The 23,179-nt window shown below is 75.0% G+C and carries 21 protein-coding genes; 11 read left to right on the top strand and 10 right to left on the bottom strand.

Annotated features, from left to right (window positions below):
* Positions 1 to 2: 2 nt before the first annotated feature.
* Together ACI797_RS24670 and ACI797_RS24665 are read right to left on the bottom strand one after the other, a co-directional pair.
* Positions 3 to 1,304, bottom strand: coding sequence for a phosphotransferase family protein (locus tag ACI797_RS24670; RefSeq protein WP_456862369.1), 1,302 nt, complete (start codon positions 1,302 to 1,304; stop codon positions 3 to 5).
* Positions 1,301 to 2,557: an acyl-CoA dehydrogenase family protein gene (locus ACI797_RS24665; RefSeq protein ID WP_456862367.1), complete on the bottom strand. Its 1,257-nt coding sequence runs from the start codon at positions 2,555 to 2,557 to the stop codon at positions 1,301 to 1,303. Before ACI797_RS24665 ends, ACI797_RS24670 begins: the two co-directional genes overlap by 4 nt.
* Before the next feature lie 142 nt (positions 2,558 to 2,699).
* Here ACI797_RS24665 and ACI797_RS24660 point away from each other — a divergent pair, with 142 nt between their 5' ends.
* Genes ACI797_RS24660 through ACI797_RS24650 form a run of 3 tightly spaced genes read left to right on the top strand, consistent with a single transcriptional unit; the run spans position 2,700 to position 4,573 of the window.
* Positions 2,700 to 3,398, top strand: coding sequence for a TetR/AcrR family transcriptional regulator (locus ACI797_RS24660; RefSeq protein ID WP_456862365.1), 699 nt, complete (start codon positions 2,700 to 2,702; stop codon positions 3,396 to 3,398).
* Positions 3,399 to 3,408: 10 nt separating this feature from the next.
* On the top strand, positions 3,409 to 4,170 hold the full coding sequence (locus tag ACI797_RS24655) for a helical backbone metal receptor (protein WP_456862363.1): 762 nt from the start codon (positions 3,409 to 3,411) through the stop codon (positions 4,168 to 4,170).
* A gap of 4 nt (positions 4,171 to 4,174) precedes the next feature.
* The gene (locus tag ACI797_RS24650) at positions 4,175 to 4,573 is read left to right on the top strand and encodes a DUF2784 domain-containing protein (RefSeq protein WP_456542765.1); all 399 of its coding nucleotides are present in this window, start codon (positions 4,175 to 4,177) and stop codon (positions 4,571 to 4,573) included.
* On the opposite strand, the gene ACI797_RS24645 is transcribed toward ACI797_RS24650, so the two are convergent.
* From ACI797_RS24645 to ACI797_RS24620, 6 genes are all read right to left on the bottom strand, one after another.
* Positions 4,509 to 5,627, bottom strand: coding sequence for a glycosyltransferase (locus ACI797_RS24645; protein ID WP_456862360.1), 1,119 nt, complete (start codon positions 5,625 to 5,627; stop codon positions 4,509 to 4,511). The genes ACI797_RS24650 and ACI797_RS24645 overlap by 65 nt on opposite strands.
* Before the next feature lie 4 nt (positions 5,628 to 5,631).
* Positions 5,632 to 6,060 (bottom strand): ester cyclase, encoded by a 429-nt coding sequence (locus ACI797_RS24640; protein ID WP_456862358.1) that lies wholly within the window; start codon positions 6,058 to 6,060, stop codon positions 5,632 to 5,634.
* A 19-nt stretch (positions 6,061 to 6,079) separates the two neighbouring features.
* Positions 6,080 to 6,910 (bottom strand): 3-methyl-2-oxobutanoate hydroxymethyltransferase, encoded by an 831-nt coding sequence (panB, locus tag ACI797_RS24635; protein ID WP_456862356.1) that lies wholly within the window; start codon positions 6,908 to 6,910, stop codon positions 6,080 to 6,082.
* A complete protein-coding gene (locus ACI797_RS24630; RefSeq protein ID WP_456862354.1) occupies positions 6,907 to 8,745 on the bottom strand; it encodes an NAD+ synthase in 1,839 nt (612 codons plus the stop codon). The genes panB and ACI797_RS24630 overlap by 4 nt, the downstream gene beginning before the upstream one ends.
* 70 nt (positions 8,746 to 8,815) lie before the next feature.
* Positions 8,816 to 9,292 carry a SixA phosphatase family protein gene (locus tag ACI797_RS24625; protein ID WP_456862352.1) on the bottom strand — a complete coding sequence of 159 codons (477 nt, stop codon included), beginning with the start codon at positions 9,290 to 9,292 and terminating at the stop codon, positions 8,816 to 8,818.
* 20 nt (positions 9,293 to 9,312) lie between these two features.
* The gene (locus tag ACI797_RS24620) at positions 9,313 to 10,092 is read right to left on the bottom strand and encodes a slipin family protein (RefSeq protein ID WP_456542759.1); all 780 of its coding nucleotides are present in this window, start codon (positions 10,090 to 10,092) and stop codon (positions 9,313 to 9,315) included.
* A 228-nt stretch (positions 10,093 to 10,320) separates the two neighbouring features.
* Between ACI797_RS24620 and ACI797_RS24615 the strand changes: the two genes are divergently transcribed.
* From ACI797_RS24615 to ACI797_RS24590, 6 genes are all read left to right on the top strand, one after another.
* On the top strand, positions 10,321 to 11,661 hold the full coding sequence (locus tag ACI797_RS24615) for a glutamine synthetase family protein (RefSeq protein WP_456862350.1): 1,341 nt from the start codon (positions 10,321 to 10,323) through the stop codon (positions 11,659 to 11,661).
* A gap of 70 nt (positions 11,662 to 11,731) precedes the next feature.
* Positions 11,732 to 12,484: a type 1 glutamine amidotransferase gene (locus ACI797_RS24610; protein ID WP_456862348.1), complete on the top strand. Its 753-nt coding sequence runs from the start codon at positions 11,732 to 11,734 to the stop codon at positions 12,482 to 12,484.
* 1 nt (position 12,485) lies between these two features.
* On the top strand, positions 12,486 to 15,581 hold the full coding sequence (locus tag ACI797_RS24605) for a bifunctional [glutamine synthetase] adenylyltransferase/[glutamine synthetase]-adenylyl-L-tyrosine phosphorylase (RefSeq protein WP_456862346.1): 3,096 nt from the start codon (positions 12,486 to 12,488) through the stop codon (positions 15,579 to 15,581).
* Positions 15,582 to 15,705: 124 nt separating this feature from the next.
* Positions 15,706 to 16,536: an aquaporin gene (locus ACI797_RS24600; RefSeq protein ID WP_456862344.1), complete on the top strand. Its 831-nt coding sequence runs from the start codon at positions 15,706 to 15,708 to the stop codon at positions 16,534 to 16,536.
* Positions 16,537 to 16,576: 40 nt separating this feature from the next.
* Positions 16,577 to 16,885: a CDGSH iron-sulfur domain-containing protein gene (locus ACI797_RS24595; protein ID WP_456862343.1), complete on the top strand. Its 309-nt coding sequence runs from the start codon at positions 16,577 to 16,579 to the stop codon at positions 16,883 to 16,885.
* A gap of 97 nt (positions 16,886 to 16,982) precedes the next feature.
* The gene (locus ACI797_RS24590) at positions 16,983 to 17,879 is read left to right on the top strand and encodes a bile acid:sodium symporter family protein (protein ID WP_456862342.1); all 897 of its coding nucleotides are present in this window, start codon (positions 16,983 to 16,985) and stop codon (positions 17,877 to 17,879) included.
* On the opposite strand, the gene ACI797_RS24585 is transcribed toward ACI797_RS24590, so the two are convergent.
* Both ACI797_RS24585 and ACI797_RS24580 read right to left on the bottom strand, forming a co-directional pair.
* Complete coding sequence (locus ACI797_RS24585) at positions 17,880 to 19,445, bottom strand: methyl-accepting chemotaxis protein (RefSeq protein WP_456862341.1); 1,566 nt, start codon at positions 19,443 to 19,445, stop codon at positions 17,880 to 17,882.
* Between the two features lie 55 nt (positions 19,446 to 19,500).
* Complete coding sequence (locus ACI797_RS24580) at positions 19,501 to 20,514, bottom strand: iron-containing redox enzyme family protein (RefSeq protein WP_456862340.1); 1,014 nt, start codon at positions 20,512 to 20,514, stop codon at positions 19,501 to 19,503.
* A 75-nt stretch (positions 20,515 to 20,589) separates the two neighbouring features.
* Here ACI797_RS24580 and ACI797_RS24575 point away from each other — a divergent pair, with 75 nt between their 5' ends.
* Together ACI797_RS24575 and ACI797_RS24570 are read left to right on the top strand one after the other, a co-directional pair.
* The gene (locus ACI797_RS24575) at positions 20,590 to 21,441 is read left to right on the top strand and encodes an SDR family oxidoreductase (RefSeq protein ID WP_456862338.1); all 852 of its coding nucleotides are present in this window, start codon (positions 20,590 to 20,592) and stop codon (positions 21,439 to 21,441) included.
* A gap of 126 nt (positions 21,442 to 21,567) precedes the next feature.
* The gene (locus ACI797_RS24570) at positions 21,568 to 23,070 is read left to right on the top strand and encodes an MFS transporter (RefSeq protein WP_456862337.1); all 1,503 of its coding nucleotides are present in this window, start codon (positions 21,568 to 21,570) and stop codon (positions 23,068 to 23,070) included.
* The last annotated feature ends 109 nt before the right edge of the window (positions 23,071 to 23,179 follow it).

Here is a 23,179-nt window from a genome sequence, read left to right as displayed (position 1 = left end):
CGCTAGGCGGGCGCGGTGAGGTGGCGCGGGTTGGCCACCCGCAGCCGGCCGCGGACGCCGCCGCGCACCGCGTCCAGCACGGCCGGGTCGCCGTCGTCCAGGGAGCGGTCGCCGATGCCGCGGGCGAGCGCCTCGTCGTCGGCGCAACCCAGCCGGTCCAGCCGCGCCCGGTGCGCGGCCCGCGCCGCCGGCCCGAGCAGCAGCTCCCGGCGCACGGTGGCCAGCACGTTCCCGGCCACCCGCGCGTGGAACGCCACCCGCCCCTCGGTGCCCGGCTGCACGTCCGCGGCGAGGAAGTGCGCCACGGCCTCCACCAGCTCGGCGGCGGTCGGCCGGCCGAACAGCTCCGGGTCGTCGGCCGCCGGCTCGGCCGGGAGCGACGCGTCGGGCGCGTCCAGCCCCAGCGCGAGCAGCACGTCGAACTCCTGCTCGGCGGCGCGCCGGCCGATCGCCGCCAGCTCCACCGACGGCTCGGCGCCGGACAGGTGCCGGTCGGCCATCACGCCGGTCATCAGGCCCCAGCGGACCGTGCCGTACAGCTCCCACCAGTGCAGCTGCGCCTCGGTCGGCCGCCAGCCGGCGATCGCGGCGTAGCCGTCGAGCAGCTCGGCCCGCGACCCCACGCCACCGGCCGGCCGCGGCGAGCCGAAGCGCCACACCTTGGCGCAGAGCCAGCCGAGGTCGGCCACCGGGTCGCCGCGGTGCACCAGCTCCCAGTCGAGCACCGCGCGCACCCCGTCGGGGCCGAGCATCAGGTTGCCCATGCGGAAGTCGCCGTGCACGAGCACCTCGCCCGCGGGCACGGGGCGGGCGGCGGCCAGCCGGCGCAGGCCGAGGGCCAGCCCCGGCGGCGGCACCCGGCCGTCGGCGAGGTACGCCGTCCGCAGCTCCTCGAGCGGGTCGCCGGTCGGCGCGACGTCGGGCACCTCGGCGAGCGGGACCGAGTGCAGCCGCGCCAGCAGCCCGCCCAGCTCCGCGGCGAGGCCGGGCCGGGCGACCGCCGGGTCGCGGAGGACGCGCCGGGGGATGGTCTCGCCGTCCACGTGGGCCATGAGCAGGTAGGGCCGGCCGTCCAGCTCACCGGTGCGCACCACCTCGGGCACCGGGACGCCGGCCCGCGCCGCCGCCGTCATCGCCTGCGCCTCGACCGCCAGGTCGACCCCGCCGGTGCCGGCGCCGCTGCGCAGCACCAGCGCGCGACCGCCCGCGGTGAGCGCCCACGTCTCCCGGCTCGCCCCGCCGGAGAGCCGGGTCAGCCCCTCGACCGGGGTGCCGAGCTCGGCCGCGAGGTCGTCGGGGGTCACGTGAGGTAGCCGAACAGCTGGCCGGCCACCCGGCGCATCTGGATCTCCTCCGATCCCTCGGTGATCCGGTACCGGCGGTGGTGGCGGTAGATGTGCTCGAACGGCAGATGCCGGCTGTAGCCCATGCCGCCGTGCACCTGCATCGCCCGGTCGGCGGCGTCGCAGACCAGCCGGTTGCCGCGGTAGTTGCACATCGACACCCGGTGGCCGATCGGCACCGCCGGCTCCCCGCGCGCGGTCAGCTCGTCGAGCTCGACCGCGGTCTTGCGGATCAGCGTGCGCACCAGCTCGGCCTCGGTCGCCAGCTCCACCAGCGGGAACTGGATCGCCTGCCGCTCGGCCAGCGGCTTGCCGAAGGTGATCCGCTCCCTGGCGTAGCGCACCGACTCGTCGATGCAGTACTGCGCCGCGCCGACGCCCGAGGCGGCCTGCCGGATGCGGTTCTCGTGCAGGAAGGTCTGCGCCACCGCCAGCCCCTCGCCCTCGGCGCCGAGGACCGCCGCGTCGGGCACCCGGACGTCGGTGAGCGTCACCTCGCCGTGGTCGCTGGGCATGTTGAACGTCCACCAGAAGAACGGGACGTCGAAGCCGGGGGAGTCGGTGGGCACGACGAACGCGGTGATGCCGCTGGGGTGCCCGGGCTCGCCGGAGGTGCGGGCGAAGACGACGTCGTGGGTGGCGGCGTGCACGCCGGTGTTCCACCGCTTGACGCCGTTGATCACCCAGTCGCCGTCCCGCCGGACCGCCGTCGTCTCCATCCACGTGGCGTCGCTGCCGTGCCCGGGCTCGGTCAGGCCGAACGCGAGGCCGCGCTCGCCGGTGATCGAGGACTCGAGCAGCTCCTCCTTATGCTCCGCCGTCCCGAACAGGTGCAGCAGGTGGGGGAAGACGAGGTTGCCGACGACGCTGTGCTCGTTCTGCAGGTCGTTGTGCAGGCCGAGCCCGCGGTGCGCCAGGTGCTCCCGGATCACCGCCATGTCGAGGTTCGAGCCGTCCCGGCCGCCGAGCGCGGCCGGGAGGCTGTAGCGGAAGAACCCGGCGGCGTCGGCCCGGCGGCGCGCCTCCGCGAGCAGCTCCTCCCACTCCCGCCGGGGCACGCCGCCGCCCTCGACGTCGGTGCGGGCGAACTCGCGCCGGTGGTCGAAGAAGCGCTGGTTGTCGTCCTGCTCCTGCAGCGGCGTGATCTCCGCGTCGATGAACGCGTCGAGCTCGCCGAGCAGGGTGGTGAGTGCTCGCGGCAGGGAGAAGTCCACGGGAACTCCCGTTCGACGGGGGCCGGACCGCCACCCTGGCACACGGCCCACCCGTGGGCCCGCGGCGGCTCGCCCAGCGAGTCGGTGCGCGATCATGTCGAATGCGGAGCGACGGGGGCGTCGCCAGGAGGGAGGACCGACCGTGCCCGGACCCCACTCGGGTACCGTTCCCAGCCCGGTGCAGCAGGTGCGCCGGGACACGGGGCCGCTCACCGGCAAGGGGCGTGCGCGCAAGGCCGCACTGCTCGACGCCGCCGAGAAGGTGTTCGCGCGCAACGGCTACCTCGACAGCCGGGTGGCCGACATCGTCGCCGAGGCGGAGGTGGCGCAGGGCACCTTCTACACGTACTACGACTCGAAGGACGCCATCTTCCAGGAGGTCGCCAGACGGGTCGTCGGCGAGCTCCTCGATGCCCTGCACGTCGACGGCCCCACCGGCGCAACGCCCTACGAGCGCGCGCACCACGCGATGGAGCGGTTCGTCGACGCCTACGAGCCGCGTGCCCGGATCATCGCCCTCATCGAGCAGGTGGGCACGTTCACCCCCGAGCTCAAGGCGCTGCGGCTCCAGGTGCGCGAGGCGTTCGTCGACCGCGCCGCCCGGGGCATCGCCCACCAGCAGGAGGCGGGGATCGCCGACAGGTCCCTCGACCCGTTGCTCACGGCCGAGGTGCTCGGCGCCATGGTCGACCACGTCTGCTACGTGTGGCTCACGCTGGGCAAGGAGTTCGACCGCGACGCCCTGCTGCACACGCTGACGCTGGTGTGGACCAGGGCCATCGGCGTCGAGGTGCCCGAGAAGGCCGGCGCGAGGCGGGGCGCGGCCGTGCCGGGCGCCTGAGCGCGTCGGGATGGCGCGGTCCGACGATCGCGGAGCCTCGTACCGTGGCGCGACGCCGCGGCGGGTGGTGTCGCTCGTGCCGTCGCTGACGGAGGCGATCGCGGCGACCGACCGCGGGCTGCTGGTCGGCGCCACCGACTGGTGCAGCCACCCGGCCGACCTGGACGTCCCGCGGGTCGGCGGCACCAAGTGGCCCGACGTGGCGCGCGTGCTCGCGCTGGACCCCGACCTGGTCGTCGCCAACGCCGAGGAGAACCGCGACGAGGACGTCGCCGCGATCCGGGCGGCCGGCGTCGAGGTCGAGGTGACCGCGCCCGCCACCGTCGACCAGGCGCTGGACACCCTCGGCCGGCTCTGCGCGCTGCTGGGGCGTCCTGACCCGGCCTGGCTGGCCGCGGCCCGCGCCGCGTGGGAGGACCCGCCCGGCGTCGGGCCGGTGCGCGCCGTCGTCCCGATCTGGCGGCGGCCGTGGATGGTGCTCGGCCGCGACACCTTCGCCGGCGACGTCCTCACCCGGCTCGGCGTCGCCAACGTCTTCGCGCACCACGCCGACCGGTACCCGAAGCTGACCCCCGGGGAGGTGGCAGCGGTCGACGCCGACCTCGTCGTCCTGCCCGACGAGCCGTACGCCTTCGCGCCCGGGGACGGACCCGAGGCCTGGCCACGGGCGCGGCCGGCGTTCGTCAGCGGCCGGCACCTCACCTGGTACGGGCCCTCGCTGGCCGAGGCGCCCGCGGTGCTCGCCCGGCAGCTGCGGGCAGGGGCAGACTGACCTCGTGCTCCTGGCCGGCGTCGTCGCGGTGGTCCACGGGGCCGCCGTGCTCTTCATGCTCACCGGGTCGCTGCTGGCGCTGCGGTGGCCGCGGCTGCTGCTGGCGCACGCGCCGGTCGCGGTGGCGATCCTCGCGGTCAACCTGGCCGGGGCGCCGTGCCCGCTGACCGTCTGGGAGGACGACCTGCGCGCCTCGGCCGGTGCGCCGCCGCTGGAGGGCGGCTTCCTCGGTCACCACGTGTTCGCGCCGGTCGGGCTGGACGTGAACAGCACGGCCGTGCAGGCCGGCCTGTACGTGCTGGCGTTCGGGCTCAACGCCGTCGGCTACGGCCTGGCGCTCAGCCGCGCACGCGCGCGGCGGCGGCCTCCAGCACCGGCACCAGCTCCGCCGGGTGCGGCATAGCGGCGATCTCGGCGGCCACCTCGCGGGCGTTCGCGGCCAGCGCGTCGTCGTCGACCAGCCGCCGCAGCAGGGCGGGGGAGAGGTCGCGCAGGTCGGCGGCCAGGCCGGCACCGCGGGCCGCGACCAGGTCGGCGTTGGCCCGCCGGTCGCCGGCGCCGCGGACGACCAGCTGCGGCACCCCGGCGGCCAGCGCGGTCAGCACCGTGCCCGCGCCGCCGTGGTGCACGATCCCGGCCGCGGCCGGCAGCACGGCGGGGAAGGGCAGCCAGCCCGTCGTCCGCACGTTGGGCGCCAGCGCCTTCCGGGCGACCCAGCGGTCCGGCCGGACCAGGACGACGTCGAGATCGGTCCCGGCCGCGGCGTCGGCGACCGTGGTCATGAGCCGGTCGCGGCGCGGATCGGCCACCGTGCTGCGGCTGACCAGCACCCGCGGCCGGTCGCCGGCGCGCGCGAACTCCTCGGCGAAGGGGCGGTCGGGCGTCGCCGCGACGAACCGCATCGGCCGGCCGCGGCGCTGCCCGACCACGCTGGGCGGCGCGGTGACCAGCACCTCGGCCGGCGGCGGGAAGTCCTGGGCGCCCCGCCGCGGGGCGTAGTCGGCCAGGACGGCGGCGGAGAGCTCCTCGGCGTCGAACAGGTTGCCCTCGACCAGCACGGCGGGCACCCGCTGCCGGGCCGCGGCCTCGACGCCGGCGGGGGCCAGCGGTTCGTGGACGACGACGTCGGGCGCGAACCGGCGGGCCGCCTCGGCGACGCCGTCGGCCATGCGCTCGCCGACCGCGCCGAACAGCAGCCGCACCGCCCGGGTGCCGGCCCGGCCGGCCATCTCCTCGCGCATCAGCCGCGGGTGCCGGGACAGCGCGCGCAGGAACAGCGGCCCGATCCGCAGGCCGGGCGCGACGTCCTCGGTGGCCAGTCCCGCCGGGCAGGCCCCCAGGCCGTCGGCGGCGGTCGCGAGCAGCACGTCGTGCCCGGCGTCGCGCAGGGCGGTGGCGAGCGGCGCCAGCGGCAGCACGTGCCCGGGCAGCGGCGAGGCGACGACGAGGACCCGCACCGGGTCAGTCCGCGGTCGGGACGACGCGGCGGCCCAGCCGCCGGAGCAGGCCGGCGAAGTCGTCGTTGCGCCACCACTCGACGATCCGGCCGTCCTCGACGCGGTAGACGTCGGTGCCGCTCCAGCGCAGCTGCTCACCGGAGGGCTCGACCCCGCCGAGCGAGCCCTGCGCCGTCCCGGTCGCCGTCCACCGGGCCGCGACGTAGGGCCCCTCGGCGATGAGCAGGTCGTGCGTGACGTGCAGGTCGGGGAAGAGCACGCGGAAGCGCCGGTAGGCCTGGCGCAGCTCGTCGATCCCCTCGGTCGCCGCCGCCTCGCCCGGCGTGCCGGGGTGCATGGTCACCGACTCGTGCACGAACCGGTCCAGCAGCTCGGCCCGGTGCGTGTTCACGCACTCCTCGACGAACCGGCGGACGACGTCCTTGGGATCCACTCGGGCCTCCCGGGGAGGGCTACTCGAAGGAGTGCTCCGGTGCCGGGAAGGTACCGCTGCGGACGTCGTCGGCGTACTCCTTCGCCGCGCGCAGCAGCTCGCCGCGCAGGTCGGCGTACTTCTTCACGAACCGCGGCACGCGGCCGCCGGTGAGGCCGGCCATGTCGGGCCAGACCAGCACCTGCGCGTCGCAGTCGACGCCGGCACCGATGCCGATGGTCGGGATGGCCAGCTCCTTGGTCACCTGGGCGGCCAGGGTCGCGGGCACCATCTCCAGGACGACGGCGAACGCGCCGGCCTCCTGCACCGCGGCGGCGTCGGCGAGCAGCTGGTCGGCGCCCGCGCCGCGGCCCTGCACGCGGAAGCCGCCGAGGGCGTGCTCGCTCTGCGGGGTGAAGCCGATGTGCGCCATCACCGGGATGCCGTTCTCGGTGAGCAGCTTGATCTGCGGGGCCACCCGCACGCCGCCCTCCAGCTTGACCGCCTGCGCGCCGCCCTCCTTCATCAGCCGCATCGCGTTGGCCAGCGCCTCCCGCGGCCCGGCCTCGTAGCTGCCGAAGGGCATGTCGGCGACGACCAGGGTGCGCCTGGTCGAGCGGGTCACGGCCTTGGTCATCAGCAGGATGTCGTCGAGGGTGACCGGCACGGTGCTCGAGTAGCCGAGGACGACGTTGCCGGCCGAGTCCCCGACCAGCAGGACCGGGATGCCGGCCTCCTCGAACACCGCGGCGCTGTTGGTGTCGTAGGCGGTGAGCATCGCCCACTTCTCGCCGCGCTCCTTGGCCTGCTGCAGGTGGTGGACGCGCACCCGGGCGGACGACTGCCCGCCGTAGAGGACCGATTCGCTCATGACTGTGCAGCCGCTCCTTCGCGGACGCTGGGCAGGCTCTCCCGCCAGCGGTTGGTAATCGGCAGACGCCGATCCCGGCCGAACGCCTTCAGCGAGATCTTCGTTCCCGGTGCCGACTGGCGGCGCTTGAACTCGGCGATGTCCACCAACCGGAGGACCTTCGCCACCACCTCGGGGTCGTGCCCGCGCTCGAGCAGCTGCGCCATGCCGAGGTCGCGGTCGACGTAGTCGGCGATCACCGCGTCCAGCTGGTCGTAGGAGGGCAGCGAGTCGGTGTCCTTCTGGCCGGGCGCCAGCTCCGCCGACGGCGGCTTGTCGATCGAGTTCTGCGGGATCGGCTCGGTCTCGCCGCGGTCGCGGGCGTAGGCGTTGCGCCAGCGGGCCAGCTCCCACACCAGGGTCTTGGGCACGTCCTTGATCGGCGCGAAGCCGCCGGCCGCGTCGCCGTAGAGCGTCGAGTACCCGACGGCGACCTCGCTCTTGTTGCTCGTGGCCAGCAGCAGGTGGCCGTGCTGGTTGGACAGCCCCATGAGCAGCGTGCCGCGCACGCGGGCCTGCAGGTTCTCCGCCGCCACCCCGGTCAGGTCCACGCTGCCGTGGAAGGCGTCGACCACCGGCGCGATCGGCACCACCGAGTAGTGCAGGCCCAGCCGCTTCGCCGAGTCCTCGGCGTCGGACAGCGAGTGCTCGCTGGACCACTTGGACGGGAGGCCGACGCCGAAGACCCGGTCGGGGCCGAGGGCGTCCACGGCGAGCGCGGCGACCAGCGCCGAGTCGATCCCGCCGGACAGGCCGAGGATCACCGACGGCAGGCCGTTCTTGTCGATGAAGTCCTTCAGGCCCAGCACCAGCGCCCGCCAGACCTCCTCGCAGTCCGACAGCGGCTTCGCCACCGAGCAGGGCCGCGCCTCGAACGGCTCCACCGGCTGCTCGGAGACGACGTGCCGGTGCACCGTCATCGGGCCGATCCGGCCGTCCCGCCGCTCGCCGACCGCGGCCCGGTCGAGGGTGAGGTCGGCGGTCATGAGGTGCTCGACGAACTGCGGCGCGCGGGCCAGCAGCTCGCCGTCGGCCAGCACGACCATCGAGTCGCCGTCGAAGACCAGCTCGTCCTGGCCGCCCACCTGGTTGCAGTAGACGACCGGCGCGCGCGCCTCGGCGGCCCGGCGGCGCACCAGCGGCAGCCGGGCGTCGTCCTTGGCCCGCTCGTAGGGCGAGGCGTTGGGGGAGACGACGAGGTCGACCCCGGCCTGCCCGGCGACGCCGGCCGGCCCGCCCTCGACCCAGAGGTCCTCGCAGATCACCAGGGCGACGTCGACCCCGTGCAGCCGGACGACGTGCAGCTCGTTGCCCGGCACGAAGTAGCGGTCCTCGTCGAAGACGCCGTAGTTGGGCAGGTGCCGCTTGTAGTAGCGGGCGACGACCTCGCCGCCGTGCAGCAGCGCGGCGGCGTTGCGCGGCGCGCCGCGCCGCGGGTTGGCGTCGGAGGGGTGGTCGTCCTCGTCGGTCGGCGGGGTGTCGACCGGCGCCGGGCCGCTGCCCTCGGTGTGCGCGAGGTAGCCGACGACGACGGCGGTGCCCCCGAGGCCGCGCTCCTCGAGTTCGGCGGCCAGGTCGACCACCGCCCGCTCGCTGGCCTTCGCGAACGACTCCCGCAGCACGAGGTCCTCGGGCGGGTAGCCGGTCAGCGTCATCTCGGGGAAGACGACGAGGTGGGCCCCCTCCGCGGCGGCCCGCGCCGTCCACGTCCTCACCAGCTCGGCGTTGCCGTCCAGGTCCCCGACGCGGGTGTCGACCTGGGCGAGTGCCACCCGCAGCTGCACCGGATCGCTCATGCCCCCAGTCTGGTCGTCCGGGCTGGTCGGCGGCCATCGGGGGCGGGTCCGGCGCCGGGTCGGTGCCGGGTCAGTGCCGGGGTGCGGTGAACCCGACGAGCCTCGCCCCGCCGAGCTCGAGGGCGGCGAAGGGCACCGGCACGTCGAACTCGGCCACGCCGCCGGCCGGGAAGCCGAGCGCCACGCCGTCGCGGGCCGCCGGCGCGCCCGTGCCGTCGTCCAGCAGCTGGGCGAGGGCGCCCACCGACGGGTTGTGGCCGACGACGGCCAGCGTCCCCACGTCGCCGTCCGTCTCCCGGACGACGGCGAGCAGCAGGTCGACGTCGTTGGCGTAGAGGCGGGGCTCGACGACCGGCCGGACCCCGGTCGCCGCTTCCTCCCACGTCTGCACCGTCCGGCGGGCGGGTGAGACCAGCACCCGGTCGGGCCGGGGCAGCCGCGCCCCCAGCGCCCGCGCGTCGCGCGCGCCCTGCTCGGTCAGCGGCCGCTCGGCGTCGACCCGCCCGACGGCGGCCTGGGCGTGGCGGATCAGCAGCAGTCGGGGCACCGGCCGAGTGTGGCAGCGCCTCAGGCGCGGACGGCGCCGTCCGGCGGTGCGGCGCGCTCCAGGAAGCGCAGCAGCTCGACCGGGAACGGCAGGACGACCGTCGAGTTCTTCTCGGCGGCCACCTCGACCATGGTCTGCAGCAGCCGGAGCTGCAGGGCGGCCGGCTGCGCGCTCATCACCGCCGCCGCCTGCGACAGCTTCTCGGAGGCCTGCAGCTCGCCCTCGGCGGTGATGACCCGCGACCGGCGCTCCCGCTCGGCCTCGGCCTGCCGCGCGATCGACCGCTTCATCCCCTCGGGCAGCGCGACGTCCTTGATGTCCACCCGGTCGATGTGGATGCCCCAGTCGACCGCCGGGTTGTCCAGCATCAGCTCCAGGCCCTGGTTGAGCCGCTCGCGGTTGGAGAGCAGGTCGTCGAGGTCGCTCTTGCCGATGATCGACCGCAGCGACGCCTGCGCCACCTGGGCGATCGCGGCCTGGTAGTTCTGCACCCCCACGACCACCCGCACCGGGTCGTACACCTTGTAGTAGACGACGGCGTCCACCTTGACCGTCACGTTGTCGCGGGTGATGCCCTCCTGCGCCGGCACGGGCATGGTCACCACCTGCATGTTCACCTTGTGCAGCCGGTCGACCCCCGGGGCGATGAAGGTCAGCCCGGGTTCCCGGGGCGCCCCGTTCAGCCGGCCGAAGCGCAGCACCACGCCCTTCTCGAACTGGTCGACGACGCGCAGGCTCAGGCCGGCGAGCACCAGCAGACCCAGGGCGGCCACGAGGAGCACTGCGAAGACGACGTCCATCTCGCCCTCCGCCACCCACGCCGGCGGGGGGCGTCCGGGACGCGCCCGTGCCGCGGCGCTCTCGCCGGTGGCAGGGTCATGGTAGGTCCGGCGGGGCATTCCGGAACAGGTCCGAGCGCGACACCTCGGGGGCGCAGCCGGTGTCGGCGTCCCCCGGACGGAGCAGGCTGGAAGGCTGTAGCCGGCGTCGTCACGCAACCGAAACGAGCGGATCAGATCATGGCGAGCATGGACCGACAGCAGGAGTTCGTCCTGCGCACCCTCGAGGAACGCGACATCCGCTTCGTGCGGCTGTGGTTCACCGACGTCTCGGGCTACCTCAAGGCGGTCGCCGTCGCGCCGGCCGAGATCGAGGCCGCGTTCGCCGAGGGCATCGGCTTCGACGGCTCGGCGATCGAGGGCTTCGCCCGCGTCTACGAGTCGGACATGCTGGCCAAGCCCGATCCAGGGACCTTCCAGGTGATGCCCGCCCGCGCCGGCCGGGCCAGCGACACCGCCCGGATGTTCTGCGACATCACGCTGCCCGACGGCTCGCCGGCCTGGGCCGACCCGCGGCACGTGCTGCGGCGGACGCTGTCCAAGGCCGCCGACATGGGCTTCACCTTCTACACCCACCCCGAGGTGGAGTTCTTCCTGCTCAAGGACCTGCCCACCGACGGCAGCCCGCCCGAGCCGGCCGACACCGGCGGCTACTTCGACCTGTCGACGCACAACGTGGCGCACGACTTCCGGCGCGAGGCGGTGTTCGCCCTGGAGGCGATGGGGATCTCGGTGGAGTTCAGCCACCACGAGGTCTCGCCCGGGCAGCAGGAGATCGACCTGCGCTACGCCGACGCCCTGTCCATGGCCGACAACATCATGACGCTGCGCCACGTCGTCCGGGAGGTCGCGCTGGCCCAGGGCGTGTACGCGACGTTCATGCCCAAGCCGTTCACCGACCTGGCCGGGTCGGCGATGCACACCCACCTGTCGCTGTTCGAGGGCGACCGCAACGCCTTCCACGACGCATCGGACCCGCTCCGGCTGTCCACCACGGGCAAGCAGTTCATCGCCGGCCTGCTCACCCACGCCCGCGAGTTCACCGCGGTCACCAACCAGACGGTCAACTCCTACCGGCGGCTGCTGGCCGGCACCGAGGCGCCGACCGCGGTCACCTGGGGCCGGGCCAACCGCTCGGCGCTGGTGCGCGTGCCGTCGTACAAGCCGTCGAAGGCCAACTCCGCGCGGGTCGAGATCCGCTCGCCCGACTCGGCGTGCAACCCCTACCTCACCTTCGCCGTCCTGCTGGCCGCCGGGCTGCGCGGGATCGAGAAGGGCTACGAGCTGCCGCCCGAGGCCGAGGACGACGTCTGGTCGCTCACCGACACCGAGCGGCGCGCCGCCGGCTACGAGGACCTGCCGGTGTCGCTGGGCGAGGCGCTGACCGCGATGGAGAGCAGCGAGCTGGTGGCCGAGACGCTCGGCGAGCACGTCTTCGACCACTTCCTGCGCAACAAGAAGGAGGAGTTCGCCTCCTACCGGCAGAACGTCACCCCCTTCGAGCTGCGCCGCTACCTCCCCGGCCTGTAGGCCGTTCCCGCTTTCGGCGCCGAAAGCAGGCCCGCTTCCGGCGCCGAAGGCGGGAACTAGGCTCGATCGCGTGTCCGCCCGCGCCGCCCGCCTGCTCGTCGTCGTCCCCAGCCGCACGGACCCGCCGGCGCGGCTGGGCGAGTGGCTGACCGAGGCCGGGCTGGAGCTCGACGAGCGGTACGTGCGTCCGCAGGACGGCGGCGACGAGCTGCCCGCCGACCTCGAGGGGTACGACGGGCTGCTCGTCCTCGGCGGCCCGCAGACGTCGATGGACCCCGACGACGTCCACCCCGAGCTGGTCGGCGTGCGGGCGCTCCTGCGGCAGGCCATCGCCGACGACGTCCCCACGCTGGGCGTCTGCCTCGGCGCGCAGCTGCTGGCGCAGGCCGGCGGCGGCTCCACCCGCAGGGGCGTCGAGGGCCCGGAGGTCGGCGCGGCGCTGGTGGCCAAGCGCGACGCCGCCGACGCCGACCCGCTGTTCGGCCCGCTGCCGATGACCCCCGACGTCATCGAGTGGCACCACGACGAGATCTCCACGCTGCCGCCCGGCGCCACCCTGCTGGCCAGCAGCCCGGTCTACGGCAACCAGGCCTTCCGGCTCGGCCGGCACGTCTACGGGCTGCAGTTCCACATCGAGACCACGCCCGAGGTGGCCCGGGCCTGGGCGCACAACGACCCGGACGGCGTCGCGACGAGCCCGCTCGACCTCGACACGATCTGCCTGCGCATGGACCTCGCGCACCCCGACCTCGAGCGGGTGTGGGCGCCGTTCGCCGCCCGCTTCGCCGACCTGGTGCGCGGCACGGCGCGGCGGGCCGCCTGAGATGACCGCTCCCGGCGCGCGGGAGGTCCCGCGGCGGGCCGTCGTCCGGCTGGCCCGGTTCGGGTTCGACGACGGCGAGCGGGCCGCCCGCATCCTCTCCGAGCCCGCGATCGGCCTGTGGGACCTCGAGCGCAACGAGCCCGCCGACCCCGAGGCCGGCCCGGTCGTGAGCGCGCTGGCCCGCGCCGGCGACCCCGACCTCGCCGCCCGGTCGCTGCACCGCCTGGTGGAGGCGCTCGACCGCGAGGACGCCAGCGGCGGCTCGGCGGCCACCCTGCTGGCCCGGCTGCGCGGCTCGGCGCTGCTGCGGGCCCGGCTGCTCTCGCTGCTGGGCGCCAGCGCCGGGCTCGCCGACCACCTGGCCGCCAACCCCGCCGACTGGACGGTCCTCGACGGCGACGGCCGGGGCAGCGCCCGCCCCACCGCGCACGCCCTCGAGCGGCAGCTGCTGCTCGCCGTCGGCGCCGACCCCGACGACCCGCCCTGGGGGGTCCGGCTCGGCAAGGCCGCGCCCGACGCCGCCCCCGACCGGGTCACCGCGCTGCGGCTGGCCTACCGCCGCGCGCTGGTCAGCCTGGCCGGGCGCGACCTCGGCGAGAACATGTCCGCCGAGGACGTGGCCGGCGAGCTCGCCGACATCGCCGCCGCGGTGCTGGGCGCCGCGCTGGCCATCGCCGTCGCCGAGCAGCCCGCCGACGCGGCGGCCTGCCGGCTGGCGGTGATCGGGCTGGGCAAGTGCGGCGGCCGCGAGCTCAACTACGTCAGCGACGTCGACGTCGTCTTCGTCGCCGAGCCGGTCGACCCCACCGACGCCGAGGGCCCGGCCGTGCAGAGCGCCACCCGGGTGGCGGCGGCGCTGCTGCGGATCTGCCGCGAGGCGGCCTGGGAGGTCGACGCCGCGCTGCGCCCCGAGGGCAAGGCCGGCGCCCTGGTGCGCACGCTCAAGGGGCACACCAGCTACTACGAGCAGTGGGCGAGCACCTGGGAGTTCCAGGCGCTGCTGAAGATGCGCCCGGTCGCCGGCGACCCCGACCTCGGCCGGGCCTACGTCGACGCGCTGTTCCCCGAGGTCTGGAAGGCCGGCGACCGCCCGGGCTTCGTCGGCGAGGTGCAGGCGATGCGCCGCCGGGTCGAGGAGAACATCCCGCCCGCGCAGGCCGACCGCGAGATCAAGCTCGGCCGCGGCGGGCTGCGCGACGTGGAGTTCGCCGTCCAGCTGCTGCAGCTGGTGCACGGCCGGGTCGACCCGTCGCTGCGGGTGGGCGGCACCCTGCCGGCGCTGATGGCGCTGCGCGCCGGCGGCTACGTCGGCCGGGACGACGCCGACACCCTCATCGCCTCCTACCGGTTCCTGCGCACCGTCGAGCACCGGCTGCAGCTGCTGCGCATGCGCCGCACCCACCTGCTGCCCACCGACGAGCAGCAGCTGCGCTGGCTGGCCCGCTCGCTCGGCTACAAGCCCGACCACCGCGGGGACGCCGTCGACGTGCTGCGGGCCGAGCTGGCCCTGCACAACCGCGAGGTCCGGCGGCTGCACGAGAAGCTCTTCTACCGGCCGCTGCTCTCCGCGGTGGCCCGCGTGCCCGGCGAGCAGATGCAGCTGGGCTCGAAGGCGGCCGGCGACTGGCTGCGCGCCCTGGGCTTCGCCGACCCGGAGGGCGCGCTGCGGCACATGGCCGCGTTGACCGGCGGCGTCTCCCGCTCGGCGTCGATGCAGAAGTACCTGCTGCCGGTGCTGCTGCAGACCTTCGCCTCCTGCGCCGACCCCGACGCCGGGCTGCTCGCCTACCGCAAGGTGAGCGAGGCCCTCGGCGGCAACCAGTGGTTCCTGCGGCTGCTGCGCGACGAGGGGCAGGTGGCCGAGCGGCTGGCGCTGCTGCTCGGCTCCAGCCAGTACGTCGCCGGCCTGCTCGGCCGCGCGCCCGAGGCGCTGCGGATCCTCGCCGACGACGCCGAGCTCGAGCCGCGCTCCGCCGCCACCCTCGCCGGGGCCTGGCGCGCCGCCGCCCGGCGGGCGCCCGACCCCGAGGAGGGCATCCGCGTCATCCGCGGGCTGCGCCGCCAGGAGCTGCTGCGCGTGGCCAGCGCCGACCTGCTCGGCCGGCTGGACGTGGTCGGGGTGGGCCGCGCGCTCACCGACATCGCCGTCGCCACCCTGCAGGCCGGGCTCGACACCGCGCTGCGCGCGCACGCGCTGGAGACCGGCACCGACGTCGCCGACGTCCCGATGGATCTCGCGGTCATCGGCATGGGCCGGCTCGGCGGCGGGGAGATGGGCTACGGCTCCGACGCCGACGTGCTCTTCGTGCACCGGGCCCGGGACGGCGCCGACGAGAAGGCCGCCGCCGCGGCCGCCAACGCCGTCGCGCACACCCTGCGGCGGCTGCTCGGCGCGCCCGCGCCCGACCCCGCCTTCGAGGTCGACGCCGACCTGCGCCCGGAGGGCCGGCAGGGCGCCCTGGTGCGCAGCCTCGACGCCTTCCGCGAGTACTACGAGCGCTGGGTCGACGTGTGGGAGGTGCAGGCGCTGCTGCGCGCCGCCCCCGTGGCCGGCGACGAGCGGCTCAGCGCCGACTTCGTCGCGATGGTCGACCCGCTCCGGTACCCCGAGGGCGGGCTGACGGCGGAGCAGGTGGCCGAGATCCGGCGGATCAAGGCCCGGGTGGAGCGCGAGCGGCTGCCGCGCGGCGCCGACCCGGCGACCCACACCAAGCTGGGCCGCGGCGGCCTGGCCGACGTGGAGTGGACCGTCCAGCTGCTGCAGCTGCAGCACGCCGCGCAGGACGCCGGCCTGCGGGTGCCGGCGACGGTCGACGCCCTCGCCGCCCTGGCCGCGCACGGGACGCTCCCCGCCGAGCAGGCCGAGGTGCTGCAGGCCGCGTGGGAGCTGGCCAGCCGGGCGCGCAACGCGATCTTCCTGGTCCGCGGGCGGCCCAGCGACCAGCTGCCCCGCTCCGGGCTGGAGCTGGCCGGCGTGGCCCGGGCCTGCGGCTACGGGCCCGACACCGACCCCGGGCAGTTCGTCGACGACTACCGGCGCACCACCCGCCGCGCCCGCGGCGTCGTCGACGAGGTGTTCTACGGGCAGGCCGGCTGAGAACACCGCGGTTCCGCAAGACCCTGGCGTGTTGCGCGCAACAGGTCCAGCCTGGACGCGACCCGCACCGCGGCCGCCGACGGGCGGCGCGGGGGAGCGGTTGCGGCGCTCGAGAGGTCCCGTCGTGCCCCCCACGCTCGTCCGCTCGCTGGTCGCCGAGTTCGTCGGCACCCTGCTGCTGGTCTTCCTCGCCGTCGGTGCGGCGGTCGGCGGCATCGACGCCGTCGGCGCCACCGGCGTCGCCCTGGCCTTCGGCCTGGTCCTGCTCGCCCTCGCCTACGCGATCGGTCCGGTCTCGGGGTGCCACATCAACCCCGCCGTCACCCTCGGCGTGCTGCTCTCCCGCGGCATGACCGCCCGGGAGGCCGGCCTCTACTGGGTCGCCCAGTTCGCCGGCGGCATCGCCGGGGCGGGGCTGCTGGCGCTGCTCACCAGCGGCTTCGGCGACGTGACCGACCAGACCGGTTCCCTGGGCTCGAACGGCTGGGGAGTGGCCATCAACGGCGTCGGGGCGTTCGTGCTCGAGATGCTGCTGACCTTCGTGCTGGTCGCGGTCGTGCTGCTGGTCACCGGCCGCGCCGCCTCGCCGGGCTTCGCCGGGCTGGCGATCGGCCTGACGCTGGCCGCCGTCCACCTGATCGGCATCCCGCTCACCGGTACCGGGGTGAACCCGGCCCGCTCGCTCGGCCCGGCGCTGTTCGCCGGCGGCGAGCCGCTGACCCAGGTGTGGCTGTTCATCCTCGCGCCGCTGGTCGGGGCGGTGCTGGCCGTCGGCGTCGTCCGCGCGCTCACGCCGCCGGCCGTCACCGAGGAGGCGCTGCTCGAGGGGTCCGGCGACCCGACCGGCGCGCAGGTGCCCGAGGCCCGGGAGGCGACCGACGAGGTGCTCGTCGTCGAGACCGTGGCCGTCGAGGTCGAGTCGGAGGAGGGCCGCCGGAGGCCCGCGGCCGGGTGACGCAGGTGTGCGCGGCGCCGTCCCGGGGCAGGGTGCACCCGTGTCATCACCCGCGCCCGAGCCGCCCGAGGACGACGAGCCCCGCGGCGCCGCCACCATCACCCCGTACCGGGACGGCCCGCTGATCGTCCGGGGCGACTTCCGCCTCGTCGACCAGGACGGCGTGGAGATCGACCCGGGCCGCGACACGATCGCCCTGTGCCGGTGCGGCAAGTCCGGCATCAAGCCGTTCTGCGACGGCACGCACAAGCGGACCGGGTTCTCGGCGCCGAGCGCGCCGTCGCGGCCGCGCCCGGCGGCGCAGATCCGCAGCGCCGCGCGGCTGCGGGAGGCGTCCCCGGAGGGGTGACCGCCCGGCGCCGCGCTCGACCGCACGCCCCGGCGTGCCCCAGGATGCACGTCACGGCCTCGACGAGGAGGCTCGCGCACCCGAACCGGAGGCCGCCATGGGCTCGGCGCTGACCACCGTCCTGCTCCCGGCCGCCCTGGCCCTGGTCATGCTGGGGCTCGGGCTCTCGCTGACCCTCGCCGACTTCGCCCGGGTGGGCCGTCAGCCGCGCGCCGTCGTCATCGCCCTCGCGCTGCAGCTGCTCGTGCTGCCGCTGCTGTGCTTCGGCCTCGTCCTGCTGTTCGACCTGCCGCCCCTGCTCGCGGTGGGGCTGCTGCTGCTCGCCGCCTCGCCCGGTGGGACGACGGCCAACCTGTTCAGCCACCTCTTCCGCGGCGACGTCGCCCTCAACATCACCCTGACGGCGGTGAACTCGCTGATCGCCGTCGTGACCCTGCCGCTGGTCACCAACCTGGCGATCGCGTACTTCGACCCGGACGACGCCGGTTCGATCGGCCTGCAGTTCGGCAAGACGGTGCAGGTCTTCGCGATCGTGCTGGTGCCGGTCGCGATCGGGATGCTGGTGCGGTCCCGCGCGCCGGGCTTCGCCGAGCGCATGGACAAGCCGGTGCGGATCGTCTCGGCGGTCGTGCTCGCCCTGGTCATCGTCGGCACGATCGTCGCCGAGCGGGAGAACATCGCCGAGTACCTCGGCGACGTCGGCCTGCCCGCGCTGCTGTTCTGCCTGCTCAGCCTGGCCACCGGGTTCTTCGTCCCGCGGGCGCTGGGCGTGGTGCACCGCCAGGCGATCGCCAGCGCGTTCGAGATCGGCGTGCACAACAGCACGCTGGCCATCACCGTGGCGATCAGCGTGCTCGGCAGCGTGGAGCTCGCCGTGCCGGCGGCGGTGTACGGCGTGCTGATGTTCCCGGTCGCCGCGGTGTTCGGCTGGGGGATCAGCCGCGCCGTGCGGCGGCCCGCCGAGGAGGTCAGCCCGAGCCGGTCGGAGGCCTGATCAGCGGCTGTCGAACCGGGTCGCCATGGTGACCTGCTCCTCGAGCACCTCGCCGATCCGGGCCTGGACGGCGTCGAGCTCGCCGACGATCTCGCTGGTCGTGTGGATGCCGGCCGAGACCGACTCGCTGCTGGCCTGCAACGACGCGATCTGATCGGTGACCCGCTGGGTGGCCTCGGCCGTCTCCCGGGCCAGCTCCTTGACCTCGCTGGCGACGACGGCGAAGCCCTTGCCGAGCTCGCCGGCGCGGGCCGCCTCGATGGTGGCGTTGAGCGCGAGCAGGTGGGTCTGGTCGGCGATGCCGGAGATGACCGCGATGACCTCGCCGATGGCGGCGGAGGCCTGGCCCAGCGACTCGACCTCGGTGGTCATGGTCGAGGCCTGCTCCACCGCCCGCTCGGCGATCCGGCCGGCGGCCGCGGCGGCCTCGCGGAGCCGGTCGACCGTCTGGAGCAGGGCCAGGGCGTTCTCGGCGTCGTCGGCGGCGCGGCGGAGCACGTCGATCCGCTGCGACACCAGGGTCTGCACGTTGCGCAGCGCCGAGGCCCGCGACTCCGACAGCTCGATGGTCTCGGTGACGAAGAAGTCCATGGTGCCGATGACCTGACCGCCCGCGGTGACGGGGAAGCAGACGCCGGACTTGACGCCGGCCCGCATCGCGGCGGGGCGGCGCACGCAGTCGGTGACCTCGGCCAGGTCGCGGACGAACACGAGGTCGCGGCGCTTCCACGCCCGCCCGGAGAGCCCGACGCCCTCGGCGAAGCTGGGCTCGAGGGTCACCGTGCGGAACTCCTCGCCGGCCGAGCCGGACTCGACGGCGAAGCGCAGCACCCGTGCCTCGGGGTCCAGCGCCCAGAACGAGCCGTACGCCCAGCCGAGGGCGGTGCGCACGGTGCCGAGCGCGATGCGCAGGGCGCTCGCCTCGTCGCGGGCCGCGCCCACGCGCGCGACGACGGTGGTGACCGCCTCCCGGTCGTCGAGGGTCTCCTGCAGCGCGGCCGAGGCGAGCGCCGCCGTGCGGGAGTGGGCGAGGATGCGGCCGATCGCCTGCCACTTCTCCCGCCGTCCGCCGACGAACGGCAGCTCCCGGCGGCTGTAGTACTCGACGATCGCCACCACCCGGTCGCCCTCGAGGACGGGCAGGAAGGCGCCCTGCAGCGCGCCGGCGGTGTGCGCCGTCTCCCAGCGCAGGCAGCGGCCGGGCACCGGGGTGTCGGTGAGCAGCACGGTGTCCCGCTCGCGCAGCGCCTGCCCGCCGTAGCCGGCGTGCTCGTCGAGGACGGTGGCGGCGTCCCAGCGGGCGCTCATGGCCGGCACGAGCTCGCCGGTCTCCCAGCGCAGCAGGAACCGGCCCTCTCCGGCCGGCCACCAGACCGCGCCGTAGGCCATCCCCGTGGACTCGACCAGCCCGCGCGTGATCACGCAGACCGCCTCGAGCGCGTCCGAGACACCCGCGTCGAGCAGGCCGATGACGTGCTCGAGCGCCTCCACGTCGCGGGGCATCTGCTCCGGGCGGAGGACGGGCTGGAGCGTGCCGTCCGCGCGGCGCCACATGCCCCAGGACATCGGCCGGACGCGACCGATGTCGAGCCGGAACCGGAGGGTGCTGTATCCGCGCCGGTCAGGCGGCCAGCGGCCGCGCGCCCCTCAGCGCCGACGCCCCGGACTCCCACGCCGCCAGCAGCACCCGGGCGGTGAGCCCGTCGACGGCGAGCGCGCAGGCGGCGCCGAAGAGCACGTCCCCGGCCAGGGCGGGGTCGTCGGCCACCAGCGAGCCGCACATGTCCACCGCGGCGATCTGCTCGTGCACCGCGTCGGCCTCGACGTGCTCGTCGTAGAAGACCGTCGTGCGCTCGTCGAAGCCCAGCCGGCGCAGGCCGGCCGACAGCCGGCGGCTCGGCTCGGAGGACGTCATCTCCACGGCGGCCAGGTGCCCCAGGGCCGCGCCGCGCCAGCGGCGGTGCAGGCCGAACAGCGACATGGTGTTGACCAGCGCGAACGCCACGGCGGGGGAGTCGTCCCAGAGCGCGCCGTACCCGGCGTCGAGCCCTAGGTCGCGCATCATCCCGGCGAACAGCTCGCTGTGCATGCGCTCGGCGGTCCCGCCGCCGTACTCGTCGGCCTGGATCTCCACCATCGCCGACTTCGCCCGCCCGGACAGCCGGGGGACGGCGAAGGTGTGCGGGTCGCCCTCCTTGAGGTGGTACACCGAGCGCAGGCTCAGGTACTCCCGGTACTGCTCCAGCGAGGCCTTCTTCGACAGGTACGACGACAGCGACGGCGAGTCGTCGGCGGCGATGAGCGCGGTCAGCTGCCGGTCGATCGGCTCGTCGGAGGCCTCGAGCGGGCCGACCAGGTCGCGCAGCGCCCGGGTGTGCGCGCCCTCCAGCAGCGCCCGCAGCCGCAGCAGCTCCGGCTCCCACTCCCAGCTCTCGGCGACGCCGTCGAAACCGCGGTAGTGCAGCTCGTAGCAGGCGGCGAGGGCCACCTGCAGGTCGTCGTCGAGCAGCGGCTGGTCCGCGGCGGCCGCGACGCGCTCGGCCGTGGCCAGGGTGGCGGGGGAGAGGGTGGTACCGCCGGCGAGGTCGGCGAACAGGGCGCTGGTCAGGGGACCCCGGGGCTCGGGCAACTGCATGCCCTGGCCATGCCCACGGCCGCTGCGTTCGATGCACACCTGTGTGCGATGTCGCCCAGGGGTAGGAACCGCGGCATGACCTCGACGGATGCCCGGATCGTCCTCGTCACCGGCGGCAGCGCCGGCATCGGCCGCGCCGTCGTCCGCCGGCTGGCCGCCGACGGCGCCCGGGTGGTCACCTGCGCCCGGCACGGGGCGCGGCTGACCGAGGCGGTCGACGGCGTCCCCGGCGTGCGCGCGGTGACCGCCGACGTCGCCGACGCCGACGACCGGGCCCTGCTGGTGGAGCGGGTCCTGGCCGAGCACGGCCGGCTCGACGCCGTCGTCCTCAACGCCGGGCTCGGCTGGGCCGGGCTGGTCGAGGACATGCCCGGCGAGGTGGTCGAGGGCATGGTGGCGCTGAACCTGACCGGGGTGGTCGAGCTGACCCGCCTCGCGCTGCCGCACCTGTTCGCCGCGGCGCGGGAGCGGGGGCGGGCCGACGTCCTCACGATCGGGTCGGCGGCCGGCTGGGCGCAGGTGCCGCCGCTGACCGTCTACTCCGCCACCAAGGCCGGCGTGCAGGGGTTCGTGAAGGGGCTGCGGCGGGAGGTGACCGCCCGCGGGGTGCGGGTGCACACCGTCAACCCCGGCTTCGCCGCCACCGAGTGGCTCGCCCGCGGGCACGGGCACCCGCCGGCGTCGGACGACGACGCCCGCCGCCGACTCTCCCCGGGCATCGACCCGCGGCGGGTGGCCGACGCGGTGGCCCGCTGCCTCGACGCGCCGCGGTCGCGCACCGTCGCCGTCCCCCGGTGGTTCGGGCTCGCCCGGCTCGGCGAGGTCACGCCGGTGAACCGCCTGCTCGACGCCGTCCTCTCGCACCAGGTCGAGCGGATCCGGGAGCGCACCGCGCGGGAGGTCGCGGCGCGCACCGGCCTGGAGTGACCTGGTCGACGCGCGAAGGAGTCGAACGAACGGGGGGTTGATCGAGTTCCCGGCGGGGCAACAACGGTTCCGGCCGACAACAGTTTCGGTCCACAACAGAACACGGCCCAGCCCGGAGGCAGTTCGATGACGACAACCCGCGAGGCGCCCGCACCCGGCGTGATCCGCAGCCTCATCCCGGCGCGGATCGACCGGCTGCCGTGGTCCCCGTTCCACACCCGCATGGTGGCCGCGCTCGGCACCGCCTGGATCCTCGACGGGCTGGAGATCACCGTCGCCAGCGCCGTGGTGGAGCGGCTGACGGAACCGGAGACCCTGGCGCTGTCGGCGACCCAGGTGGGCCTGATCGCGTCGGTCTACCTCGCGGGCGAGGTCGTGGGCGCGCTGTTCTTCGGGCGGCTGTCGGACAAGCTGGGCCGCCGCAAGCTGTTCATGATCACGCTGGCCGTGTACCTGATCGGCAGCGGCCTGACCGCGCTGACGCTCAGCAACGACTGGGGCTGGGTGGGCTACCTGTACCTCACCCGGTTCATCGCCGGCATGGGCATCGGCGGCGAGTACGCCGCGATCAACTCCGCGATCGACGAGCTGATCCCGGCGAGGTACCGCGGACGGACGGACATCATCGTCAACGGCACCTACTGGGCCGGGTCGATCCTCGGCACGCTCGGCACGTTCATCTTCCTGAACGCCATGGACCCGAGCGTCGGCTGGCGGCTGGCGTTCCTGCTCGGCCCGGTGCTCGGCATCGTGATCCTCTTCGTCCGCCGGCACCTGCCGGAAAGCCCGCGGTGGCAGATCATGCACGGCCGCGAGCACGAGGCCGAGGAGACGATCACCTTCATCGAGCAGGAGGTCGAGCGCGGCGGCCGCACGCTGCCGGAGGTGCCCCGGGACAAGGCGATCGACCTGACGCCGGCCGAGAACATCGGCTACTTCGCCCTCGCCCGGGTGCTGTTCAAGGAGTACCCGCGCCGGGCGATCTACGGCGCCTCGCTGATGATCACCCAGTCGTTCCTGTACAACGCGATCTTCTTCACGTACGCGCTGGTGCTGGGCAACTTCTACGACGTCGACTCCGGCGACGTCCCGCTGTTCCTCATCGCCTTCGCGGTGGGCAACCTGGCCGGCCCGCTGGTGCTCGGGCACCTGTTCGACACCATCGGCCGCAAGAAGATGATCGCCGGCACCTACATCCTCTCCGGCGTCCTGCTGGCGGTGACCGCGTTCCTGTTCCGCGCCGACGTCCTCACCGCGACGACGCAGACCATCGCCTGGGGGGTCATCTTCTTCTTCGCCTCGGCCGGCGCCAGCTCGGCCTACCTGACGGTCAGCGAGATCTTCCCGCAGGAGGTGCGGGCCAAGGCGATCGCCGTCTTCTTCTCGATCGCGCAGATCTTCGGCACCTTCGGTCCGCTGATCTACAGCGCGCTGATCGGCGAGGGCGAGGACCGGGGCCCGCTGTTCTACGGCTACCTGCTGGGGGCCGGGGTCATGGCGCTCGGCGGGCTGATCGCCGCGTTCCTCGGGGTGTCGGCCGAGAACAAGTCGCTGGAGGACGTCGCCACGCCGTTCGCCGCCCGCCGGGCCGGCGTCCGGGCCGAAGGTTCGGCGTCCCCCCGCTACTGAGCCCACCCCGCTTTCGGCGCCGAAAGCGGAAGACGGGCCGGGGCGCGGGCCCGCCCCGCCCCCGCCCCCGCACCCGTTCGGTGCATACCTGCCGTCGGAAGGGGGCCCG

It is taken from the genome of Geodermatophilus sp. SYSU D00691, from assembly GCF_054050275.1.
Note: the sequence above shows the minus strand (reverse complement) of the source record. Positions and strands in the feature narration are given on the sequence as shown.